This is a genomic window from Trinickia sp. Z7, from assembly GCF_056498045.1.
Genome location: NZ_JAUEQW010000003.1, coordinates 478,216 through 500,769 on the forward strand (window position 1 = coordinate 478,216; position 22,554 = coordinate 500,769).

The 22,554-nt window shown below is 63.4% G+C and carries 19 protein-coding genes; 12 read left to right on the forward strand and 7 right to left on the reverse strand.

Features of this window, described 5'->3' with window-relative positions:
* Window positions 1–10 precede the first annotated feature (10 nt).
* From QQS38_RS08665 to QQS38_RS08695, 7 genes are all read left to right on the forward strand, one after another.
* Window positions 11–2,416 (forward strand): aldehyde dehydrogenase family protein, encoded by a 2,406-nt coding sequence (locus QQS38_RS08665; protein WP_479644952.1) that lies wholly within the window; start codon window positions 11–13, stop codon window positions 2,414–2,416.
* Between the two features lie 82 nt (window positions 2,417–2,498).
* Window positions 2,499–2,987 (forward strand): RbsD/FucU family protein, encoded by a 489-nt coding sequence (locus tag QQS38_RS08670; protein ID WP_479644953.1) that lies wholly within the window; start codon window positions 2,499–2,501, stop codon window positions 2,985–2,987.
* A gap of 3 nt (window positions 2,988–2,990) precedes the next feature.
* Window positions 2,991–3,935, forward strand: a complete 945-nt coding sequence (gene rbsK, locus QQS38_RS08675) for a ribokinase (protein ID WP_479644954.1) — start codon at window positions 2,991–2,993, stop codon at window positions 3,933–3,935.
* Between the two features lie 182 nt (window positions 3,936–4,117).
* The gene (locus tag QQS38_RS08680) at window positions 4,118–5,182 is read left to right on the forward strand and encodes an ABC transporter permease (protein WP_479644955.1); all 1,065 of its coding nucleotides are present in this window, start codon (window positions 4,118–4,120) and stop codon (window positions 5,180–5,182) included.
* Between the two features lie 104 nt (window positions 5,183–5,286).
* A complete protein-coding gene (locus QQS38_RS08685; RefSeq protein WP_479644956.1) occupies window positions 5,287–6,291 on the forward strand; it encodes a substrate-binding domain-containing protein in 1,005 nt (334 codons plus the stop codon).
* A gap of 75 nt (window positions 6,292–6,366) precedes the next feature.
* Complete coding sequence (locus QQS38_RS08690; RefSeq protein ID WP_479644957.1) at window positions 6,367–7,905, forward strand: sugar ABC transporter ATP-binding protein; 1,539 nt, start codon at window positions 6,367–6,369, stop codon at window positions 7,903–7,905.
* 62 nt (window positions 7,906–7,967) lie between these two features.
* Window positions 7,968–8,990, forward strand: a complete 1,023-nt coding sequence (locus tag QQS38_RS08695) for an ABC transporter permease (protein ID WP_479644958.1) — start codon at window positions 7,968–7,970, stop codon at window positions 8,988–8,990.
* Between the two features lie 43 nt (window positions 8,991–9,033).
* Here the strand turns inward: QQS38_RS08695 and QQS38_RS08700 are convergent, their stop codons facing one another.
* Window positions 9,034–9,762: a DeoR/GlpR family DNA-binding transcription regulator gene (locus QQS38_RS08700; protein WP_479644959.1), complete on the reverse strand. Its 729-nt coding sequence runs from the start codon at window positions 9,760–9,762 to the stop codon at window positions 9,034–9,036.
* Window positions 9,763–10,329: 567 nt separating this feature from the next.
* Here QQS38_RS08700 and QQS38_RS08705 point away from each other — a divergent pair.
* Genes QQS38_RS08705 through QQS38_RS08715 form a run of 3 tightly spaced genes read left to right on the forward strand, consistent with a single transcriptional unit; the run spans window position 10,330 to window position 12,294 of the window.
* A complete protein-coding gene (locus QQS38_RS08705) occupies window positions 10,330–10,698 on the forward strand; it encodes a response regulator (RefSeq protein WP_479644960.1) in 369 nt (122 codons plus the stop codon).
* On the forward strand, window positions 10,691–11,323 hold the full coding sequence (locus tag QQS38_RS08710) for a chemotaxis protein CheC (protein WP_479644961.1): 633 nt from the start codon (window positions 10,691–10,693) through the stop codon (window positions 11,321–11,323). Before QQS38_RS08705 ends, QQS38_RS08710 begins: the two co-directional genes overlap by 8 nt.
* A gap of 17 nt (window positions 11,324–11,340) precedes the next feature.
* Window positions 11,341–12,294, forward strand: a complete 954-nt coding sequence (locus QQS38_RS08715) for a GGDEF domain-containing protein (RefSeq protein WP_479644962.1) — start codon at window positions 11,341–11,343, stop codon at window positions 12,292–12,294.
* A gap of 85 nt (window positions 12,295–12,379) precedes the next feature.
* On the opposite strand, the gene QQS38_RS08720 is transcribed toward QQS38_RS08715, so the two are convergent.
* From QQS38_RS08720 to QQS38_RS08740, 5 genes are all read right to left on the reverse strand, one after another.
* Complete coding sequence (locus QQS38_RS08720) at window positions 12,380–12,910, reverse strand: TIGR00645 family protein (RefSeq protein WP_479644963.1); 531 nt, start codon at window positions 12,908–12,910, stop codon at window positions 12,380–12,382.
* Between the two features lie 172 nt (window positions 12,911–13,082).
* Window positions 13,083–16,385 (reverse strand): bifunctional diguanylate cyclase/phosphodiesterase, encoded by a 3,303-nt coding sequence (locus QQS38_RS08725; protein ID WP_479644964.1) that lies wholly within the window; start codon window positions 16,383–16,385, stop codon window positions 13,083–13,085.
* 14 nt (window positions 16,386–16,399) lie between these two features.
* Window positions 16,400–16,780, reverse strand: coding sequence for a type 2 periplasmic-binding domain-containing protein (locus tag QQS38_RS08730; RefSeq protein ID WP_479644965.1), 381 nt, complete (start codon window positions 16,778–16,780; stop codon window positions 16,400–16,402).
* Window positions 16,781–16,864: 84 nt separating this feature from the next.
* Window positions 16,865–17,872 carry a hypothetical protein gene (locus QQS38_RS08735; protein ID WP_479644966.1) on the reverse strand — a complete coding sequence of 336 codons (1,008 nt, stop codon included), beginning with the start codon at window positions 17,870–17,872 and terminating at the stop codon, window positions 16,865–16,867.
* Window positions 17,873–18,173: 301 nt separating this feature from the next.
* On the reverse strand, window positions 18,174–19,871 hold the full coding sequence (locus QQS38_RS08740; RefSeq protein ID WP_479644967.1) for a pyrrolo-quinoline quinone: 1,698 nt from the start codon (window positions 19,869–19,871) through the stop codon (window positions 18,174–18,176).
* A gap of 1,196 nt (window positions 19,872–21,067) precedes the next feature.
* Here QQS38_RS08740 and QQS38_RS08745 point away from each other — a divergent pair.
* Window positions 21,068–21,457 (forward strand): hypothetical protein, encoded by a 390-nt coding sequence (locus QQS38_RS08745; protein ID WP_232042013.1) that lies wholly within the window; start codon window positions 21,068–21,070, stop codon window positions 21,455–21,457.
* 184 nt (window positions 21,458–21,641) lie between these two features.
* On the opposite strand, the gene QQS38_RS08750 is transcribed toward QQS38_RS08745, so the two are convergent.
* A complete protein-coding gene (locus tag QQS38_RS08750) occupies window positions 21,642–21,854 on the reverse strand; it encodes a DNA-binding protein (RefSeq protein WP_425343190.1) in 213 nt (70 codons plus the stop codon).
* A 199-nt stretch (window positions 21,855–22,053) separates the two neighbouring features.
* Between QQS38_RS08750 and QQS38_RS08755 the strand changes: the two genes are divergently transcribed.
* Window positions 22,054–22,488 carry a hypothetical protein gene (locus QQS38_RS08755; protein ID WP_479644968.1) on the forward strand — a complete coding sequence of 145 codons (435 nt, stop codon included), beginning with the start codon at window positions 22,054–22,056 and terminating at the stop codon, window positions 22,486–22,488.
* The last annotated feature ends 66 nt before the right edge of the window (window positions 22,489–22,554 follow it).

Below are 22,554 nucleotides of genomic sequence, written 5' to 3' on the forward strand. Positions count from 1 at the left end.
CACATTCACGATGAGCGTTGCCGAATACTTCGAGACGATGGATTACGCACCCGCCCCCGAGGACGACCGAGCGGCTCGCGACTGGCTGAGCCGGCACGATGCCGCGTTCGACCATTTCATCGGCGGGCAATGGCGTGCGAGCGCCTCGGGTGAGACCTTCGCGGTGCATGCACCGGCCACGGGCGAGCCGCTGGCCCAACTCGCGCAGGGCGGCGCGGCCGATATCGACGCCGCCGTCTCGGCAGCGCGCGCGGCGCAGCCGGGTTGGCTCGCCGCGGGCGGCGCGCAGCGCGCGCGGCATCTGTACGCACTCGCGCGCATGGTGCAGCGGCACAGCCGCTTGTTCGCCGTGCTCGAAGCGCTCGATAACGGCAAGCCGATTCGCGAAACCCGCGACATCGACGTGCCGCTCGTCGCGCGGCATTTCCTGCACCACGCAGGCTGGGCGCAACTGCAGGACACCGAGTTCGCCGGATGGGCGCCGCTCGGCGTCATCGGCCAGATCGTGCCGTGGAATTTTCCCCTGCTCATGCTGGCGTGGAAAGTCGCGCCCGCGATCGCGCTCGGCAATTGCGTCGTGCTCAAGCCCGCGGAATACACGCCGCTCACCGCGCTGCTTTTCGCGGAACTGGCCAAGCAGGCCGGCTTGCCCGACGGCGTGCTCAACGTCGTCACGGGCGATGGCCGCACGGGCGCGGCGCTCGTCGAGCATCCGGGCGTCGACAAGATCGCCTTCACGGGGTCGACCGAAGTCGGCCGCGCCATTCGCGCGGCCACGGCCGGCTCGGGCAAATCGCTCACTTTGGAGCTGGGCGGCAAATCGCCGTTCATCGTGTTCGACGATGCGGACCTGGACGGCGCGGTCGAAGGAGTGGTCGACGCGATCTGGTTCAACCAAGGTCAAGTGTGCTGCGCGGGCTCGCGTTTGCTGGTGCAGGAAGGCGTCGAAGACCGATTCATCGCGAAGCTCAAGCGGCGCATGGCCACGCTACGCGTGGGAACTTCGCTCGACAAGGCGATCGACATGGCGGCGATCGTCGATCCGGTTCAATTGGCGCGCATCGAATCGCTGGTCGAAGCCGGGCGACGGGAAGGGTGCGAGGTTTGGCAGCCGCGCGAAGTCGCGTTGCCCGGCGCGGGCGGATCGTACTACCCGCCTACGCTGGTGACGAACGTTGCGCCGTCGAGCACGCTCGCTCAGGAGGAGATCTTCGGGCCGGTGCTGACGACGATGAGCTTTCGCACGCCCGATGAGGCCGTCGCGCTCGCCAACAACACGCGCTACGGCTTGGCTGCGAGCGTGTGGAGCGAGACGCTCGGCCGCGCGCTCGATATTGCGCCGCAACTGGCCTGTGGTGTCGTTTGGGTCAACGCGACGAACCTGTTCGACGCGAGCGTAGGCTTTGGCGGCTATCGCGAGTCAGGCTATGGCCGCGAGGGCGGCCGTGAGGGCGCCTACGAGTATTTGAAGCCGATCGGCTGGGGCAAGGGCGCATTGCGCGAAGCACCGGCTGGGGCCGCCGCCAAGCCGCCGCCGGGCGGCGGCTTGGCCGAGCCCATGGGCGGCAGCGATCCGATCGACCGGACCGCAAAGCTGTTCATCGGCGGCAAGCAAGCGCGGGCCGATGGCGGCAATGTACGCGCGGTCCATGCGCCGAGCGGCGCACTCGTGGGCGAAGTGGCCGACGGCAACCGCAAGGACGTGCGCGACGCCGTGGCCGCGGCGCGCAGCGCAGGCAAGTGGTCGCAGATGAGCGCACACGCGCGCGCACAAGTGCTCTATTACCTCGCCGAAAACCTATCGGCGCGAGCCGACGAATTCGCGCGCCAACTAGTGCGGCGCACCGAATGCGATGAGAATGCCGCGCAGCGGGAAGTGCAAGCCTCGATCTCACGGCTCTTTACGTACGCCGCTTGGGCCGACAAGTTCGACGGCGCCGTCCACGCCCCGCCGCTGCGCGGCGTCGCGCTGGCGATGCACGAGCCGCTCGGCGTCGTCGGCATCGCCTGCCCCGACGAGGCGCCGCTGTTGGCGCTCATTTCGCTCGTCGCGCCCGCGCTGGCGCTGGGCAACCGTGTGGTCGTGCTGCCGAGCGAGACTGCGCCGCTGACCGCGACCGATCTCTATCAAGTCGTCGAAACGTCCGACGTGCCCGCCGGTGCGCTGAACATCGTGACGGGCCCGCGCGAGGCCTTGCTCGCCACGCTCGCTAAACACGACGATGTCGACGCGCTTTGGTGCTTCGGCCGGGCGGCCGATTCGGCCTTGGTGGAGCGTGAATCGGTCGGCAACCTCAAGCGCACGTTCGTCGACTATGGGCGCCGGATCGACTGGTTCGAGCGCACGAGCGAGGGATTTGCCTTCTTGCGTCAAGCGGCGCAAGTGAAGAATATTTGGATTCCGTACGGCGACTGACTGTCGCGCCACGCAGCGAGGCGATGCGATCGCGGGGGCAGCCGGCGCCCGATGGAGCCCGATAACGAATCATGGAGACATTGTGCTGAAGAACCTCGACCCGCTTTTGAACGCCGACATCCTGCATGCGCTGCGCGCGATGGGCCATGGCGATGAAGCCGTGATTTGCGACGCCAACTTCCCGGCCGACTCGGTTGCGCGGGCAACCGTCACAGGCAAGCTGTTGCGCATGGATGGCGTCGATTCGGCGCGCGCCGTGCGCGCCGTGCTCTCCGTGCTGCCCCTCGACACGTACGTCGAAGCGCCCGCGATGCGCATGGAGGTGGTGGGCGATCCGCAGGCGCTGCCCACGGTGCAGCGCGAGGCGCAGCGTGAAGTCGACCAAGCCGAAAACCGCGCGGTGCCGTTCGCGTCGATCGAACGGCACGCCTTCTATGCGCGAGCGCGCAAAGCGTACTGCGTCATCGCCACGGGCGAAACGCGCGGCTACGGCTGCTTCATCTTCACCAAGGGCGTCATGCTCGCCCCCGATGCGCCGCTCGAGGCCGGCGGCGCGCGCCCGGGAGCCTGATCGATGAACGGGCGCGTCGTCATCCTAGGGATCTACGTGACCGATCTCACATTCCGGGCGGAGCGCATGCCCGTGATCGGCGAGACGATCGCCGGTTCCTCGTTCGCGATGGGGCCGGGCGGCAAAGGCTCGAACCAAGCGGTCGCGGCCGCTCGTTCGGGCGCCGACGTGCTCTTCTGCACCCGTTTGGGCGATGACGCGTTCGGCGCAATCGCCCGCGAGACCTGGCAGGCCGAAGGCATCACGGCGCGCGCGACCGTCGTCGAAGGCATGGCGACGGGCGCCGCGCATATCTTCGTGGACGCCGCGACCGGCTCCAACGCGATCATCGTCGCCGCGGGCGCGGCCGGCACGCTCGGCCCGGCCGACGCCGAAGCGATCGAAGCGGACATCGCGGGTGCGCAGGTGTTCGTCACGCAGCTAGAGCAGCCGGTCGCCGCGGCGCGCCGCGGGCTGGAACTCGCGCGCAAACACGGCGTGACGACGGTCTTGAATCCCGCGCCCGCGCTAGCGCTGCCCGACGACATCTTTGCGCTGTGCGATTACATTACGCCGAACGAGACCGAAGCGGCCGCGCTCACGGGCATCGAGATCGCTTCGCCCGACGACGCGCGCCGCGCCGCGGAGGTGCTCCTTGCCAAAGGCGTGCGCGCGGTGATCGTGACGTTGGGCGAAGCGGGCGCATTGCTGCATTCGCGGGCGCAATCGGAGCTCGTGCCGGCCTATCGGTGCGGGCCGGTGATCGAGACGGCGGGCGCCGGCGACGGCTTCACGGGCGGATTCGCCGCGGCGCTCGCGCGCGGCGAGACACCGCTCGCCGCGGTGCGTTTCGGCTGCGCGCTCGCGGGCATTTCGGTTACACGACCGGGCACGGCGCCGTCGATGCCGCGCTTGAGCGAAGTCAATGCGCTGATCGGCGCGGGCGCTGCCGTCTCTGCTTCCGTGTGACGGCCGCGCAGGCAACCGCCGCAAAGCGCGACGGCAGGAAAGGCTCGCCGCGGGCATAGCTGGGCAGGACCCGGGCACGTGACATTGCAGTAATGAATGACGGCAGCACCGGCCGCGATACGGAGCGTCAAGCGCCCTCGGCTCGGGTATCGCATCACGCATCACGAATAAAGGCATCGCTTATGAAAGGGAAAAGCTCGTTCGTTCTCGCCGGTTGGTTCGGCGACCGGCAGTTGAACTTTCTGCTGGGCGTCAACGTGCTCGTCGTGGTGGTTGCGGTGTGGCTTTCGCACGGTCAATTCGTGTCGATCGACAATCTTCAATCGATGGGTTCGCAACTGCCCGAAGTCGGCCTGCTCGCGCTCGGCATCATGCTGTCGATGCTTTCGGGCAACGGCGGCATCGATCTGTCGGGCGTGGGGCTGGCGAACCTATCGGCCATGATCGCCGCGCTCGTCGTGCCCAAGTGGGTCAGCGGCGACGATTCGCCGGTGCTCTATACGACGCTCTTTTGCGCGATCGTCGTGGCGATGGGTTTGGTCGGCGGCATGATCAACGGTTTGATCATCGCGCGGCTAAAGCTTACGCCGATCCTCGCCACGCTCGGCACCCAGCTGGTTTTCACCGGGTTTGCGGTAGCGCTCAGCAACGGCGCTTCGGTGCATGTCGACTACGTCGAACCGCTCGCGGACATCGGCAACGGCACCGTCTTCGACGTACCGATCTCATTTTGCATCTTCATCGCGGCGGTGCTGATCCTCGGCTGGCTGCTAAAGCGCACGCCGTTCGGGCTGAGACTGTACTTGATGGGCACGAACCAGCGCGCGGCGTTCTATGCCGGCATAGGCCGGGAGCGCATGCTGATCGCCACCTACACGATGTGCGGCGTGCTGGCCTCGCTCGCGGGACTCGTGAGCGTTTCGCACACGCTCAGCGCGAAATGGGACTACGGCAATTCGTATTTGTTGATCGCGATCCTGATCGCGGTGATGGGCGGGGTCAATCCGGCCGGCGGCTACGGCCGCATCGTGTGCGTGTTCTTCGCCGCCACGGTCCTGCAATTGCTTTCGAGCCTGTTCAATCTGCTCAACGTGTCGCAGTTCTTCGGCGATTGCACCTGGGGCTTTCTGTTGCTCGTCTCGCTCGCGTTCGCCGACGGCGGCCAACTGCGGGCGATTTTCGGTCTCGCGCGTGCGGACAAGCCGCACAGCGGAGAGCGCGGTAAAAGCGGATCGGGCGCACGCTGAATCGGGCGTCTCGGTAAGTCGCAATAGCGGGTTCGGTAGTCGGCGGACATCTGGCCTCGGGCGTCCGTCAGCGCAAACAAGGGGCGGGGAAGGAGACATTGCAGATGAAGCTGAAACGAACGAGCCTCGCGCTCGCGGCTTGCGCGCTCGGCGCGGGCGTCGTGTTCGCCGCGCAGGCGGCGACCAATCAAACGATCGTCACGGTCGTGAAGGTGACCGGCATCAGCTGGTTCAATCGAATGGAGGAAGGCGTCAAGGAGTTCGCCAAGGACAACCCCGGCGTCACCACCTACCAGACCGGACCGGGTCAGGCCGATGCGGCGCAGCAATTGAAGATCATCGAAGACTTGATCGCCAAGAAAGTCAGTGCGATCGCCGTCGTCCCGTACGATCCGCCCACGCTCGAGCCTGCGCTGAAGAAAGCGATGGACCGCGGCATCAAGGTCGTGACGCACGAGGCCGACAACGAGAAGAACACGATGGTCGACGTCGAAGCGTTCGACAACAGCGCCTACGGCGCGGCGCTCAACGACCGCCTGGCGAGCTGCATGCATCAGGACGGCAAATGGGCCACGTTCGTCGGCTCGCTCGGCAGCCGCTCGCAAGTGCAGTGGGCCGACGGCGGCATCGACAATGCGAAGAAGAAGTATCCGAAGATGCAGCTCGTCGAAACCAACATCGAGACCAACAACGACGGCGAGCACGCCTACCAGCAGGCGAAGGAAGTGCTGCGCAAGCATCCTGACATCAAGGGCTTCCAGGGCTCGTCTTCGCTCGACGTGCTCGGTATCGGCCGCGCGGTCGAAGAAGCCGGCCTCGTCGGTAAGGTCTGCGTCTATGGCACGGGCCTGCCCACGGAAGCGGGCAAATTCCTGGAAAGCGGCGCGATCAACGGCATCGCCTTCTGGGATCCGAAGCTCGCCGGAGAAGCGATGAACAAGATCGCGAAGATGCTGCTCGACGGCAAGACGGTGCAAAACGGCGCGAACCTCGGCCTGCCCGGCTACGAGAAGGTGACCGTGACGAAGGGTCCCGGCAAGGGTGTGATCGTGCGCGGACAAGGTTGGGTCAGCGTCGATAAGTCGAACTACAAGCAGTACAACTTCTAAACGGCGGCACGCGCGCGGCTTTGCGCCGCGCGCGCCGGGCGGCAGTTGGATTCTATGCGGGCGAACGGCATGACGATGAGCGACGAGAACGGTTCTTCGGATTTTCTGCTGCAAGTGATCGACGTGCACAAGCGCTTCACGGGCGTCTATGCGCTGCGCGGCGTTACGCTTTCGTTCGCGCGCGGGCAGATCTATCACTTGCTGGGCGAAAACGGCTGCGGCAAGAGCACGCTGATCAAGATCATTTCCGGCGCCCAGCCGCCGGATTCGGGGGAACTCGTCATCGAAGGCAAACGCCACGCGCGGCTCACGCCGCTCGAGGCGCTCGCGGCGGGTATCGAAACGGTCTACCAAGACTTATCGCTGCTGCCGAACATGAGCGTCGCGGAAAACGTGGCGCTCACGTCCGAACTGGCTGAACACGACGGGCGCCTCGCTCGCACTTTCGATCGGCGCGCGTTGCAGCAAAGGGCGGGGCGCGCGCTGCAAGCCGTAGGCTTGCCCTCGGACCCGGAATTTCAAGCGGCGCTGATCGAGGCGCTACCCTTGGCGACGCGCCAACTCGTGGCGATTGCGCGCGCCATTGCGAGCGAAGCGAAGTTCGTGATCATGGACGAGCCGACGACCTCGCTCACGCAAAAAGAAGTGGCGAACTTGATCGCCGTGTTGACCTCGTTGCGCTCGCAAGGAGTGACGGTGCTGTTCGTCAGCCACAAGCTCGACGAATGCTATGCGATCGGGGGCGAAGTCATCGTGTTGCGCGATGGGCAGAAGGTGGCGCAAGGACCGATCGCCAATTATACGAAGGCGCAACTGAGCGAGCTCATGACGGGCCGCGAGCTGGCGCATACGCGTTACAGAACACAGCACCAAGAGGCGGCCGATGTCGTGCTGGATGTACGCGCGCTCGGGCGCACACGCTACTTTAGCGACGTCTCGTTCGCGCTGCATCGCGGCGAGATCTTGGGCGTGACGGGCTTGCTCGATTCGGGCCGCAACGAGCTCGCGCGCGCGCTCGCGGGCGTCGCGCCCGCCGACGGCGGGACGATTACGCTCGACGGCGAGCCGATCGCACTCTCCTCGCCGGCCGACGCCAAACGGCACCGCATCGGCTATGTGCCGGAAGACCGCTTGAGCGAGGGGCTCTTTCTCGACAAATCGATCCGCGACAACGTGGTGACGGCGATGATCTCGAGCCTGCGCGACCGCTTCGGCCAGCTCGACGCCAAGCGCTCGCGCGAGCTGGCCGAGCGCACGGTGAAGGAGCTGCAAATCGCCACGCCGGACATCGACAAGCCCGTGCAATCGCTCTCGGGCGGCAATCAGCAGCGCGTGCTGATCGGCCGCTGGCTCGCGATCGATCCGCACGTGCTGATCCTGCATGGGCCGACGGTGGGCGTCGACGTAGGCTCGAAGGACATCATCTATCGCATCATGCAGGGGCTTTCGCAGCGCGGCATCGGCATCGTGCTGATCAGCGACGATCTACCCGAATTGCTGCAGAACTGCGACCGGATACTGATGATGAGCAAGGGCCGCGTGACGGGCGAGTATCGAGCGGCGGAATTGACCGAGGCCGAGCTTTACCGCGCGCTGCTCGCACAGGCGGCTTGAGATGCGCCGCGGCATGGCATCGACATGAACCAAGCGTCACCACTCGCACTATGAACCAGACAATGCGCTCCACCGATACTGCGGAAATGACCGAGCGGCGCCGCACGCCCGATTGGCGCACGAAGCTCGCGCGCCGCCCCGAATGGCTGCCCGCGGGCTTGATCGTGCTCTCGTGCATCGTGGTGGCCGCGATCAACCCGCGCTTTCTGCAATGGGCGACGCTGTTCGACCTGCTGCATTCGGCTACGACGACGACGCTGTTCGCGCTGGGCACGCTCGTCGTGCTTGCGGCGGGCGGCATCGACGTGTCGTTTACAGCCATTGCCGCGCTGACGATGTACTCGCTCACGAAAGCAGTGTTCGCTTGGTGGCCCGCCGCGCCGTTCTGGCTCATTCTGCTCGCGGGCGCGATCGGCGGCGTCGTGCTCGGGGTCGTCAACGGCTTGCTCGTGCATCGCTTGAAGGCGCCGTCGCTGATCGTCACGATCGGCACGCAGTATCTTTACCGCGGTCTCTTGCTCACGTTCGTCGGGACGACGTTTTTCATGAACATCCCGCACAGCATGGATCGTTTCGGCCGCATTCCGTTGTTGGCCTATCGCACCGTGGACGGCCTCGATGCGGTGCTGCCCGTCTCCGTGCTCGCGCTCTTCGCGGCCGCGGCGCTCACCTGGTGGCTGTTGAACCGGACGATGATGGGGCGCGCCGTCTACGCGATGGGCGGCAGCTTGGCGATTGCCGAGCGGCTGGGCTACAACTTGCGGGCGGTGCATGTGTTCGTATTCGGCTATACGGGCATGCTGGCCGGCATCGCGGGAATTTTGCATGTCGCCAATAATCGGCTGGCCAATCCGTTCGATCTCGTCGGCTCCGAGCTCGACGTGATCGCCGCGGTGATTCTGGGCGGCGCGCGCATCACGGGGGGCAGCGGCACCGTGCTCGGCACGTTGCTTGGCGTCGCGCTCGTGACGCTCGTCGACAACACGCTGATTCTCGTCGGCGTGCCCAGCACGTGGCAGAAGGTGATCGTCGGCGCGTTCATTCTCGTGGCGGGCGTGCTCTTCGTGCTGCGCCGGCGCAGCTAACGCTCGCACGCGGCAGGCGCGGCGAGCCGCGGCGCCAGCTGCGTCATGCCCTGCGCTCGCGCGGCTCGAGTCCGTTCTCGGTGATGATCGAATCGAACTCGTCGAGCTGCGAGAAGCGCACGGCCTTGACCACTCCGAATTTGCTCGTATCGGCGACAAGGTAGCGTTCGACGGCGTTCGTCATGGCGGCTTGTTTGATCGCCACTTCGTGGAAATTCCAGCAAGTCACGCCGCGCGCGCTGTCCACGCCGCCCGCGGAAATGAAGGCCTTGTTGATGCCCATTCTCCGCAGCATCTCGAGGCTCTCGTCGCCGGCGAACGAATCCGACGAGGGCACGTATACGCCGCCGAGCAAGATCATCCGCACGTTCGGCATGCGCCGCAGGATCTCGGCGATATTGAGCGAGTAGCAGACGACGGTGACTTGAACCTGCGCTGGAATGAGGCGCGCGAGGGTGGTGAGCGTCGTGCCGCAATCGATGAAGATGGTTTCGTTTTCGACGATCAATTGCGCGGCATGGGCCGACGCTTGCGCCTTGGCTTGCGCGAAGTGGTCTTGTTCCTGCTCGAGCGAATAACCGGCGGCGTTCGGCACGTTCGCGGCACTGACGATATAGCCGCCCAGATAGGTGAAGCGCTCGGGATTGGCGGCGATATCGCGCCGCACCGTCATTTCCGACACGCCGAGCAAAGTGGCCGCGTCGCGCAGACGCATGACGCTGTGCTTGGCAAGCGCATCGGCCAGCGCTCGCAGGCGATCGGGTTTGTTCATGAATGTGCGTTGAAGGCGCCGAAAAATAGGGCTGGATAAAACGACACGTTAGCTTTATAGCGAGCGCGTGATGGGATTATAACAAGCGCGATGCGCCATGACGTGGATTTCTCTTGATCTAAATCAATGCGAATTCGTCTGGCGATGAAGCAGGCTTCTCTTCGGACTATCTGGCATCTTTAGGACAACCGGGAGCCGGCTTCGACGCCAACCGGATTGAGGCGAGCCGCCGCTTCCTCGTTCATTGGTTTTGGTTTGGATTTTTTATCGACGCGCTCGGCTGCCGCGCCACGCGAAATAGCGCCGCGAATATCGGCCCAAGCGCGTGCGATATTCAAGGACAGGTTGGGCGGGGCGCGACCGGTTCAGCCCTATCGGTATGCGTAGTCCCTCTGCTGAAAATAAAAATCGAGGAAGGCGTCCGTCAAGAAATGTTCGGTGCGATTTAACGTTTTCGCTAACGTTTGCGGCGATTGAAAACGTTTTCTCACGTTGGGGTTTATGAGTACTTCAGATCTGTGCATATGGGCCGTTATACCGGACGTGGCTATGAAGGAACCGCCGAAAATGGGATTGCCTGTACTGGTCGTGGACGATTCGACGCTCGCCCGCCGACTGCTGATCAACGCTTTGCCGGAAGCGTGGGACGTCGAGATAACGCAGGCTGCGAACGGGCAAGACGCGCTCGCCGCCTATCGCGCCGGGCAGGCGTCGATCATGTTCTTGGATTTGACGATGCCGGGCATGACCGGGTTCGACGTGCTGGAGACCGTGCGCTCGGAAGGACTCGACAGTTTCGTGATCGTCGTGTCCGCCGACATTCAGCCCGAAGCGAAGGCGCGTGTTAAAGCGCTCGGCGCTGTGGCTTTCATCGACAAGCCGGTGACGAACGCCAAGCTGATGCCTGTCTTGAAAGAGTACGGTTTGTATGAGTGAGCCTATCCTCACCGAAGATCAGCGCGACGCGCTGCAAGAGATCGCGAACATTGGCATGGGCCAAGCGGGCGCGCGTCTTGCCGCGCTGCTCGGGCGCTTCGTGCATCTATCGGTGCCGCGCATTCGCATGGTCGACACCGACACGCTGCCGTCCGCCGTGCGCGACATGCTCGATTTCACGGAACCGGTAACGGCGCTGCGTCAGAGTTTTCGTTGCGATATCGCCGGTGAGGCGATATCCCTGTTCGACAGCCGCAGCGCGCAGCACATGAAGTTCGTGTTCCGCTCGGAGGAGGCGTCCGACGAGGAAGCGAGCGACGAGGACATGTCGGACGCGGAAGTGCTGTCGGACGTGGCGAACCTGATTGCCGGGGCATGCTTGACCGGTCTATTCGAGCAACTCGAGCAGTCTCCTACGTTTACACCGCCGCGCCTGATGGGCGAGCAGTTGGACCTCGAAGAGGTCCTGCATCCGTCGAAGCTGCCGTGGGACCGGGCGTTGTTGCTCGAGGTGAACTTGCAAACCGAAGATGGCGTGTTCGGCTCGCATTTGCTGACGCTCATGACCGCGAAGGCGGTGCAGTCGCTCGTCGGCGCGCTCGACGGTTTTCTGGCGAATCTTTGAACGAATAGAAGTTGCAGATGGACATTCCTGGCACCGCTCGTCTAAGCGAGCTCGCACTCGAGCGAGTCGGCCTCGGCATTTTCGCCGTGGATCGCGACTACCGAATCGTGCTGTGGAACCGCTTCATGGACGAGCATAGCGGCCTGCCCGCAGCGAAGGCCATCGGTTGCAGCTTCTTCGATTGCTTCCCCGATTTGCCGCGCGCTTGGCTCAAGCGCAAATTCGACACGGTGTTTTTGCTACATAGCGGCTCGTTTTCCACTTGGCAGCATCGCCCGTGGCTGCTGCCGTTCGAGCACGATTGCCCGATCACGGGCTCGCTCGATTTGATGCAGCAGGACTGCGCGTTCATGCCGCTGATCGAGAACGGCGAGGTCGTGGCCGTCTGCGTCACGATCGCGGACGTCACCGAACTTGCCGTTGCGTGGAAAGAGCGCGAGGCGGCGCTCGAGGCGTTGCGCGATTCCTCGGAGCGCGACGCATTGACGGGGCTATACAACCGGCGCCACGTCGACCGGCGCTTGCAAGCGGAATACAACAGCTGGACGCGTCACCAGGATGCGTTTGCCGTGCTGCTGTTCGATATCGATCACTTCAAGCGCATCAACGATACGTACGGTCACCCGATGGGCGACGCCGTGCTGCGCAAGATCGCTGCGACGGTGTCGCCTCAGTTGCGCAGCAGCGACGTGGTGGGGCGCTACGGCGGCGAGGAGTTCATCGTCATCCTCCCGCATTGCGACGAAGTGGGCGCGGCGGTGGTGGGCGAGAAGATCCGGGCGGCCATCGAGAACGATGCGCTCGAGGTATCGACGGGGCCGCTGAAGGTGACGGTGAGCGTGGGCGGCAGCGTCGCTTACGAAGGGCTCGCCGGCGTGGCCGCGCTCGTATCCGAGGCGGATCGCGCGCTATACGACGCCAAGCACGGCGGTCGCAATCAGGTGTGCATCGTCCACACGCATCCTGCTTGAGCGCATGGCGGCGGCGGGCGCGCCGCCTGCTGTCTGCCGCCTAACGCTCAACGCTCAACGCCTAGCTCCCAGCCTGGCTTCCCCGTCAATGATGCTCGGCGCGCGCGGCGATCCAGTCCATCGTCGCGAACAGCACGCCCGACACGATGAACGTCAGATGCAGCACCACGAGCCAGCGCAGACGCGGCTCGTCGAGTGAAATGTCCCGCTCGGTCAGGCTCATGAACGCGCGTAGCAGCGAAATAGCCGAAATCGCCACGATGGAGCCGATCAGCTTCATTTTCAAACCCGAGAAATCGAGCGTACCCATCCAACTCGGCCGATCCTCGTTATCGCCGGTGTCGATCTTCGAAATGAAGTTCTCGTAACCGGAGAAGATCACGATGACGACGAGATTGGCCGCGAGCGAAAGATCGATCAAGCCGAGCGTCGCGAGAATGATTTGCTCGGCCGTTGCGTGCATGAGGCCGGTCAGCCCATGCACGAGTTCGTTGACGAATGCGACCAGCAGCATCACCAGAGAAAAAACGAGGCCGACGTAGAACGGTGCGAGCAGCCAACGGGATTTGAACAGCGAGAACTCGAGCAGTTTTTCGAGGGGATGGCGTTGATGCATGGGGGCGTTCCTATTGGGAAGTCGGGCGCCGGCGCACGTGTCGCAGGCGTCGCCGTTTACCGAGCGAAGCCGCAATTTTACAGTTACCTTGTGACACGTCGCACGGACCCGTGGGCACGGGATGAGCGCGCGAAGCATTTCTCGGGCGCCCCCAAACGTGAACACGACGGCGCTACGTGGACGCCCCGCAGCGAGTGGGCGCAGTGGGCGCTGCCTCGGAAGGGCGCTCTGAGCGCGCCCTAACCCAATCCCCATGATCGAGCCCGAGCGCGAGACAGGTCGTGATTTCGCCGGCCGGCACGGGCGTACTGAAGTGAAACCCTTGGAACTCGTGGCATCCCGTCGCCCGCAAGAATTCCACTTGTTCCGGCGTTTCGACGCCTTCCGCGATGACGTGCATCTTCAACCGTTGAGCGAGCGCGATAATCGCGGCGGCAATGGCCCTGTCGTCCGCGTCGTTCGGCAACTCACGCACGAACGAGCGATCGATCTTCAAACGCGCTACCGGAAGATGCTTGAGCACGCTCAGGCTCGAATAACCGGTTCCGAAGTCGTCGATCGCGAGCTTGACGCCCAACTGCTCCAATCGCTCCATCGTCTGGATCGCGTGATCGAGGTCCTGTATCAACAGGCTCTCGGTCAATTCGAGCTCGAGGTATTGCGGCGCCAAGCCGGTGTCGGCGAGTGCGCTCGCTACGGCCTCCACCCAGCCGGCCTGCACGAATTGCCGAGCCGAAACATTCACCGACATGGTGATCGGCGGCAGGCCCTCGTCCTGCCAGCGCCGGTTTTGCAGGCACGCTTCGCGCAGCACCCAATCGCCGATGGGAATGATCAGCCCCGATTCCTCCGCGAGCGGAATGAAGTGCGCGGGCAGCAGCGTGCCATCGATCGGGTGATCCCAACGCAGTAAAGCCTCGACCCCGAATATTCTTCCGCTTTGCGCATCGATCTGCGGCTGATAGGCCAGCCAGAACTCGCCACGCGCCAATGCTTCGCCTAATTGCGCCCGATGGACCAAGCGTTCGTGCACATTGTGGTTCATTTCGGGCGCGTAGAGCTGGTAATTGTTCCGGCCCAGTTCCTTCGCGCGATACATCGCTGCGTCGGCATTGTGCAACAGCGTTTCGGCGGCATCGCCATCGGCCGGATAGATCGCCACGCCCATGCTGCAGGTCACGTGGTAACACTTCCCGGCCAGTTCGACGGGTTGGTGGATCGTTTCGCGCAGCCGCTTGACGGCGGTCTCGATCGCATGCGCATCGTTGCGGTCGCAGTCGATGACGAGCACGAACTCGTCGCCGCCCAGCCGCACCACCGTATCCGTCGAGCGCACGCAGCGCGCCATTCGCGCCGCGGCTTCCTTGAGCAGATCGTCGCCGGCGCTATGCCCGAGGCTATCGTTGATCAGCTTGAAGTTGTCGAGATCGACGAAGACCACCGCCACGCTGCGCTCATAGCGCTGCGCGTGCAGGATCATCCGTTCTAGCCGGTCCGGCAGCAGAGTCCGATTCGGCAGCCCGGTTAGCGCATCGTGCGTCGCCATATGATGAATGCGTTTCTCGGAAGCGCTGCGCTCGATCGCGATGCCGGCCAGGCGAACGGCGAGTTCCGCCGCTTGCGCTTTGCCGTCGATCGGTTCGGCGTCGCCGCCGGTGAACAGCGTGAGCGCGCCCAGCGTGAGCCCATCGTGGCCCACGATAGGCAGCGCACGGCAATGGGTGAACCTCACGGACGAGCCTGCGAGCGCGCGTGCGATGCGCGGGTCGCTCAGGCTCCGATTGACCGACTCGCACGTGTGCAGGGGCAGGGTGGCGGGGCTGGCGTCGGGGCCGATCGGCTCGCCATCGATGAGCGCCGCGAAACCGGGCGGTAGCGTGGGAGCGGCGCCGAGCCGCGCATGCATGCCATCGTCGTCGCGCAGTACGATGGCGCCCGCGCAGCGAGGAATCTGCGATTGGAGCACGCGCACGATCGAATCGAGAATGTCCTCGAGCGGCGCGCTCGCTGCGATCATCTCGAGCACGCGGATCTGCTCGGCGCGTCGCACGTCCGCGTGTTTGCGCGAGGTGACATCGCGCACGATGGCGACGAGGCCGTCGTCTACACGCACCACTCTGCGGTGCAACCAAAGCGGTGCGCCGTTCTCGCGCGTTTGCATCCATTCGTGTTCCTCGAAGGCATCGCTACGATAGACAGAGGCGAATTCTTCACGAATGCGTCGGGCATCGGCGCCCGTGAACAGCGTCTCGGGAGAAGTGCCGAGCGCTTGCTCGCGGCGCTTTCCGATGAGATCGAGCCCACGCCGATTGACCTCGCGAAGCACGAAGCCGAACTCCTCGCAAGCCGCATCGGAGCGCAACCCGTCACGCGGGAGGCGTGCGACGAGGTCCCACACGAAGAACGCATCGAGGCTCGCTTCGGAGGCGACCAGGTAGGTTTGTTGCAACCGCCGCGTGCGGCTGCGGCTCTTCGCTAGCTGTCGGCTCTTCAAATGGAGAATGACGGTCAATACGAGCACGAGCGCGCTAACCGCGCTCAGCGCCCGCAAGTCGTTGCCGCGCTCGCGCCGGTAGCGCTCGAGTTGTTCCGATTGCGCGAGACCGACTATCGCGATGAGCGGGAAGCCGCGCAGCACGCGAACTTCAGTGAAGCGCTTCGCCCCGGCATCCCAGGGCCGAATGGCGAGCGATGCGCTCGAGCGCGCCCCGAGCGCCGATTGCGCAATCGTTTGACCCCAGCTGATCGTCTCGCCATGCTGCAAGACGCGCATGGCGCCATCCTTTCCGAGCAACGCGAGCACCCCGTCCTTGCCGATGCGGGCGAAGTCGTAGCCGCTCGTGAAGTAGGAGGGGTCGACCGCGAGCATCACGATGCCGGAGAAACGACCGGACGCGTCTTCCAGTGGCCGGCTGAAGATGATCTCCGCAGCGCCGGAACGAGGATTGTGTTCGGTGCGGCCGACATACAGCCGGTCGGGATTGCCGTTGCGGCACGCCAGAAAATACGGCTGCGTCGCCACGTTGATGTTCGAGTCTCGCTGGGTGCTTGCGACGATGTTGCCGCGAGCATCGGTCATCGCCATGCGAAAGACGATGGGCGAGGGCAGCATGGCGCGATCTTGTAATTGCAGGAGCGCTGCATTGCCGGACGTGGCATACGCGTAGGCGACGGTCTTCAAGGTCTGATCGATCGCTTCGAGGCTGCGCACGACCTGGGCCTCGTACGCATCCGCCAATCCGCGCGCCTGTTGCAACGCCGTTTGCGTCGCGGCCTCGCGCTCGTCACCGAGCAGATGCAGCGTGCCTACCCATGAGGAACCGATCAGCACGAGCGCGAAGAGCGGAAACAGAAAGTAGTCCTCGGCCAGCCGCCGCCTCATGAACGCCGCAATGCCCGCCAAACGCGAGCGCGGGCGAGCGGGCTGCCGCGCATCGTTGCGCCGGGGGTGAGCTGGGGAATCTTTTTCGCTCATGTTTTCGCGCAATCTCAGTGCAGCAGGAGGACGGCTTTGACGCTGGGATCGAGTTCCTGTTCGTCGATATACCCGAGCGCATTGGGGTGATCGGATACGAATCGTTTGATCGTGGCGACGTCGTTGAAGATGCGAGGCGGTTCCGCGCTGCCGGTGAAGATCAGCTTGGACCAATACGCACGCAACTGAGCGGGCGATTTTCCGGTCACGATCTCATAGAATTTGCTGCGGTTTGCGCCTGCATCCGCTTGATCGAGCGGAATGGCTTCGGCGCCGCCGGGCAGTTGCGCCGTCCGCGCCAGATAGATGTCGGCGACCTCGGCCTTCGTAAGCGCCGTGACCGGGCTGTTCTTCGAAACGATGACGACGAGGTGAGCTTCGCATGGCGGTGCCAAGCTCAATGAGCCCCATAAGCCCACGCAGGCATTGAGCAGTAGGGTTCGAAACCGTCGCATTCCGCGGGCGCGCATGATGTGGCCTCAGAACACGAAATCCAACGTCGCCGTGACGACGTTGGCGCTCGGGCCAAGCTGAAATCCCGGCGCGAAATTCGTGAACCATCCGGTGGAGTTGGCGGGTGCCGATACGTGGTCGTACTGCAGTTTCAAGTCGACGTTGTTGGCGAAGTCCCATCGCATGCCCGCGGACAAATCGCGCTCTCCGAAGTTCAGGTTCATGACGGATGTCGGATGGTCGAGCGAATGCGTTTGCGCGTAGGTGACATAGGGCGTCAGCCGCGCGATGCGCACGCCTGCGCTCGCGTAGCCGCCGATGTAGCCCGGTGAAATGCCTGAGGCGGTTTGACGGGCGATCTCCGCTTGCACGAACCACTTCGACATATCGAGGCTCGCGCCCGTCGTGTACACCGTGGACGACGACTGCGGGGCGAAGGGCAGTTGCAAATGCGCGTGCATGTAGGCAACCCGCCAAGTCAAGGGGCCGCGCTCGATCGTATCGAATAGCCCGAGCGCGCTCGTCACCCGAATGCGGAAGGGACCCGGCGTGTGTAACGTGGTGGTGCCGGCGATAACGCGGACCGTATCGGTTATGCCGCCAAAGTGCATCCGGTACGACGCGTCGATCCCGTCGCTGCTCGTGACCGGTTCGAGGTTGTATAGCCCTCGCGGCACTCTGACCCATGGCAGTGCATAGCCCACTTCGCTGTAGTCTGCCGCCAGAAAATTCGGCACCTCGATGCGGCCGACGCGGACGTTGAAATCGGGGGTGAACGCGTAGTTGATGTAGGCCCAGACGAGCGCGGGCCTGAACCGGGAAGCATAGTCCTCATGGGCAACGACTTGCGCCAATGCCGAGATTTTGTTCGTGAAGTGGGCTTGCACCTGCAAGCCGAGCTTCGAGTCATCCTCGAAATCGACATTGCGGCTGGCGCCTGCGCCGGCGGCCTGAAACTGGCCGGACGCAAAGTCTGCCGTGGTCAGACTCGAATGCGTGGCAGCGAAGGTGCCGAAACCGCTCAGGGCAAACATCGAAGGCTGGTCCTGCGCGTGCGCGTCGAGCGCAGTGCAAGCGGTTGCCGCGACATATATCAGCGATATCGACGCGAATCGAACCCGTGCCAACCTCATGGAGCTTGTCCCACGCCGGAATGTTCACGGGCTCGATGTCGCCGGCTTGCTTGACCTTCTCACCCTCGATACTGGCTGCCCCTTGGCAGTTAGCTTGTTTACGGAACAAAGCGCGCAAACTTAAGCGCTCCGGGTCCGGATCGGCGGCGAGGGTGCGGGCGGACGTGTGGCGGGAAGTCTACGGGCCTACCATCGGGCGTGCCTAAGGCAGCGGCGCGAACACCGCCACGCCATTCGTCGTGCCGACATACACATGTCCATGCGCGATCATAGGTGTGATGAATTTGTTGCCCGGGCCGAACGTATCGCGTGTGCCGGATTGGTTGCTGTTGTATAGCTCATGCGAGAGGTTGCCGGCGTCGAATGCGTGGAGTGCGCCTACGCTGCCGTTTTCTGCGGCCCAAACGATGGCGTTCTGCGTGCCGTTGGCCGAGATGCTCGGCGTTGCGCCGGGGTAGGGGAAGACCCCCGGGCTTTTCGACGTTGGCGCGGCGGCCAAGCGTGCACCCGTGATCGGAAAGGCTTTGAGGGTATCGTCGACGGCGCCGTAGTAGACGACGTTGCCGTAATAGGCCGGCATGCTGAACACGCCGCCGCCGAGCTGTCCGTCGATCTCCTGCCAGATGGCGTTTTTCGTGCTGTCGAATTTGCCCATCGCATTGCGATCGACGACATAGATTTTTGCGTCTTTGCCTGCCCCGACGGCTAGATGCCGTGTCGTGCCGTTCGCATCGACCAGATCGGGGAGTACGAGCGCACCACCGGAGCCGAGGTCCGTGTCTTGGTTCGACTCCGTTACCGTGTTGAACGGCGCGAAATAATCGCTCACCGAGAGCTTCGGCGAGATTGCCAGTTTCAGGAACGTATTGCCGTAGTCCCCCTGCGACGGGAAGCCGTTGCCGTCCAGCGTCGTGTCGAAGCTGCCGTTTGCGTCGAGCAAGTAGAGCGACGTGCCGTCCGAGGCCATACCCGCGCCGCTCATCCAGACGGATCCTTCGCTGCCGTTCGGCGTGACGTTCAAGACGCTCGTCTGCGCGAGCGTGTCGGCGCTGTAGGCCATGATCCAGCCACTGTATGCTCCTTGATCGCAATGCGACGTCCATGCCAGATAGAGATTGCCGTTGACGAGCGTTAGCGCTTGACGCTCGGCGTATTGGCCGGGATCGAATGTCGTGATGCCGTTGGTGCTGTTCGCACCGTTGCCGGGGAACGTTGCGGCGATCTCGATCGGTCCGCCCAGCATCTCCGCGCCCGTGGACAGATCGAGCGCATGAAGCCGTTGATGATAGGCGCCGTTCGCGTCTTTGCTCATGGCGACGGCATAGAGCACGCCATGTGCGCCGCGCGAGCGATCGATGACGGGTGTGGACGTGATGCCGATTTCCGGTGTGATCTGGCTGCAGTTTCGATTGTCGCTCGGGGTTTCACCGCTGCCCAGCGCTGAACGCTGCCAAAGCGTGGCGTTGCTGTCGGCATCGAAGGCGTAGACGCTCCCATGTTCGGTGGCGACGTAGACGACGTTGTGCGTTGCGCCGTTGATCGATACGTTGCCGGCGTACAGCGGCTCGGCATCGACTTTGCCGTCGGCGGAAAGCAATGTCACCTTGCCGAATTGGCGCGCGTTGACGTTGGCGGGTGTCAGCGTCGTTTCGGCCAGATATTGACCGGTGCGGGCGATGTCGTTGTGATAGGTCAGGACATCGGGGGAGGGTGTGGCTGCGCCCGTCCCCGAGCTCGGTCCTGCGCCACCGCCGGTGCCGCCCGCGCTGCCAGCGCCTGGCGCTCCGCCCGACCCGCTTCCACCGCCGCTACAGGATGTGCAGAGCGTGGCAAGCACACTGACTATGGCGCTTCGCAGAACAATGTTGGACGTAGGATGCGCGCGATTGGAGCAGTGCATGACCTTCTCCCGGGTACGGCCACTGGGTAAATGGGAGCATTTTTTGTACCTGAAGAGCAGCGCGGAGGCAGGCGTTGGAGGTTGGGGATGCGCGGATCATCGTGGCGGCGTTCGGCCGGCGGAATAACTGGGCAGGTCTTTCCGTTCTGGCTTTGATGACATCTTGTTTTGCGCTCGCCGGCCGGGTGTCCGTTTGCCGACGCATGCGCGGCATTCGTCGAAGGAGGTGTGCGATGTCCTCGAATCGAGGCTGGAAACTTCTGCCGCTCGTTGGTATGTCGTTCCTGCTTGCGGCGTGTGCGCAAATGGGCGGCGCAACATCTTCGGCGGATGGGGCGGCTATCGCCAAGCCGGCGGGCGGTGCTTGTCAGAGCACGGACGGGCCGGTGGCCGATGGGACGATCGTTGCTAAATGCGCGGTGCCGGGGCAGGGCGTGACGGACTGTCCACGGTACCTATGCCGACGATGCAATGGGGGCACGTGGGGCGGTGAATATACCTGCCGGTTGCGTTGAATGACGCCGTCGTGCGCTGTGGCCATCGTGCCGGCGATGATCTTGCTCGCGTGTTACGAAAGCCGACCCAAAGCAAAACTGCGCGCTCCTTGCGGAAGCGCGCAGCCTTGGTAATGCGTGGTGGCGAATCAGGGACATTTTCGAAAATTTCAAAAATCCCCTAAATTCCAGCATATTCTTGGCTGCTTGGTTATCAATGTAGCAACTCGGTGTATCAGAATCAACATATTTTGGTAGATTTGTTCAGAGTGGATGACGGCTTTGCCTCGGTCGCCTCCCGTCAGCAATGAGGCCCGGTCTGGGATACGGAATAACGGCGACCGCGTGGCCGACCCTACCGGGTTGTGCGAGCCAATAGTGGTAAACGAATCGGCGCGTCACACTAAGACGAACTGCGGGGGTGGCTGCTCGCGGCCACATGGACTGACCATGGAAGTCTGTGTCAATGCGATACATGACGCGGTTGTGCGATGGCGGAGGACTGACTTGGTCCGAAGCAGCGGTGCTAATCTGCTGCGCAAATGCCGTGCCGGTCGTGTCGGCGGCTGCGTGCTTCGGAACCAGCCTGGTGCGGCATGGATAGCCGGCGTAAAGAAGCTTAGAAGGTTATCTTTCACGCAGCGCTGATGGTGGTGGTCGCAGGGCGATTGCCTAAACGCTATAACCCCAGGAGAACGTTCCATGGACGTACAGCAACTCGTTTCCGAATTCCTTGCCTCTGAACAGGGGAGCCAGGCTACCCAAGCCCTGGCTGCTCAAGGCATCAGTACGGGCGATGCGCAGGCGATGCTGAGCCAGGCAGCAGAGACGGCGCACGCCCACGTTGAAGAACAGAATGCTGGCCTGATGGGCGAGCATGGAGGCAGAAGCTTTTTTACAGCGTTCGCCGCAGGCCTCATCCGGGGTGACGGCTTCTTCAAGTCGCTGGTGGAGGGCGGCGAGGGCATTCTGACCGGTCGCGTGGCAGAGTCCCTGGCGGGAAAAATGGGCATTGACCCGTCCATCGCGTCGACCGTGGCCGCCGCCGCTACTCCGTATCTCGTGGCGTTCCTGAAGGAGCGGCTCGCCTGAGAAAAGCCTTTGTCGCTTCCTTACAGCCTAGAGGGTTGTGGCGCGGTTTCAGGCCCGTTCGATGGATTAGAGCAACTTCACGGCGCGGCAATCGCGGGCACTTTGGTGTCGGAGTTGCAAGCGAATAGATGCATGGCGTTCCACTGAGAAGCGACCCCGGTCGGGGTCGCTTAATCATGCATATTCAAGGAGGCGATTCCCGTTTGCCCTTAAGAGCCGAGGCTACACCCAGCGTCCGCATCGCACGAATGATTGTGCTGTAGCTTCCGCGTCCGAGTTCGAGCCGGATGTTCACTGGCCCGACGGGTCGTCCCTGCTTGCGCAAAGCATCGCAGGCGCGTTTGACATCTTCGACTGTAATGCCAGGGCGCCCCCCTCCGTTTTTGCGTTGTGCCATTGATGACCTCAGTGCTTCCGACGCATGTCGGAATCACTGCGTATAGGTACCGACGGCTTCTGCTTTGCCGCTGCCAACGAAATTTCGTCGGCCGGTCGGGTAGCGTCGACAGAGGTTTCGTAATCAAAAATCGTTGCATCTCGTTCCCGTAGGCGTCGACCATTGGTGTCTAGTTTTTGGACGTTCGATGGGAGGACAGATGAACGAAGCAGCAGTGAACTACGTGCCGGCGACCACCCGTGCTGTGCTTGAGCGATTTGGAGGTGAGCTTTCTGTACGGCTGGGTGGGAAGGATGTTGTGCTGCCCGCCCATGAATTGCCGGGCGAAGTTGAATGGCGCGTAGAAATGTTGAACTGGTACGTCATGCGACTCGTATGCAATACGGTCCAGTTGGCTACTCAGCCGCGTCTCGCGATGTTGACGTATGCGCGCTACGCCCTCGTTCAGGAAAGCGGGCTTCATAGTCTGGAGGCGCAGGCTGTAGTGGATATGGCGGGCCGGTTACTCGAGCGCGCAGGCTTTCGAGGAGTATCCGGCCCAATACAAGGCTTTGCGGGTGTTGAGGCGACGCTGCAAGGTGACTGGGACAAACTTCAACGTCGCTACCACCGTATTCTTGCTACCTGCCGGTGATAGTGACGCGGGCGACCGACTGCAGGCAGGAAGCAGCTCGTCCGACATTGTTAATCTTTACCCGCC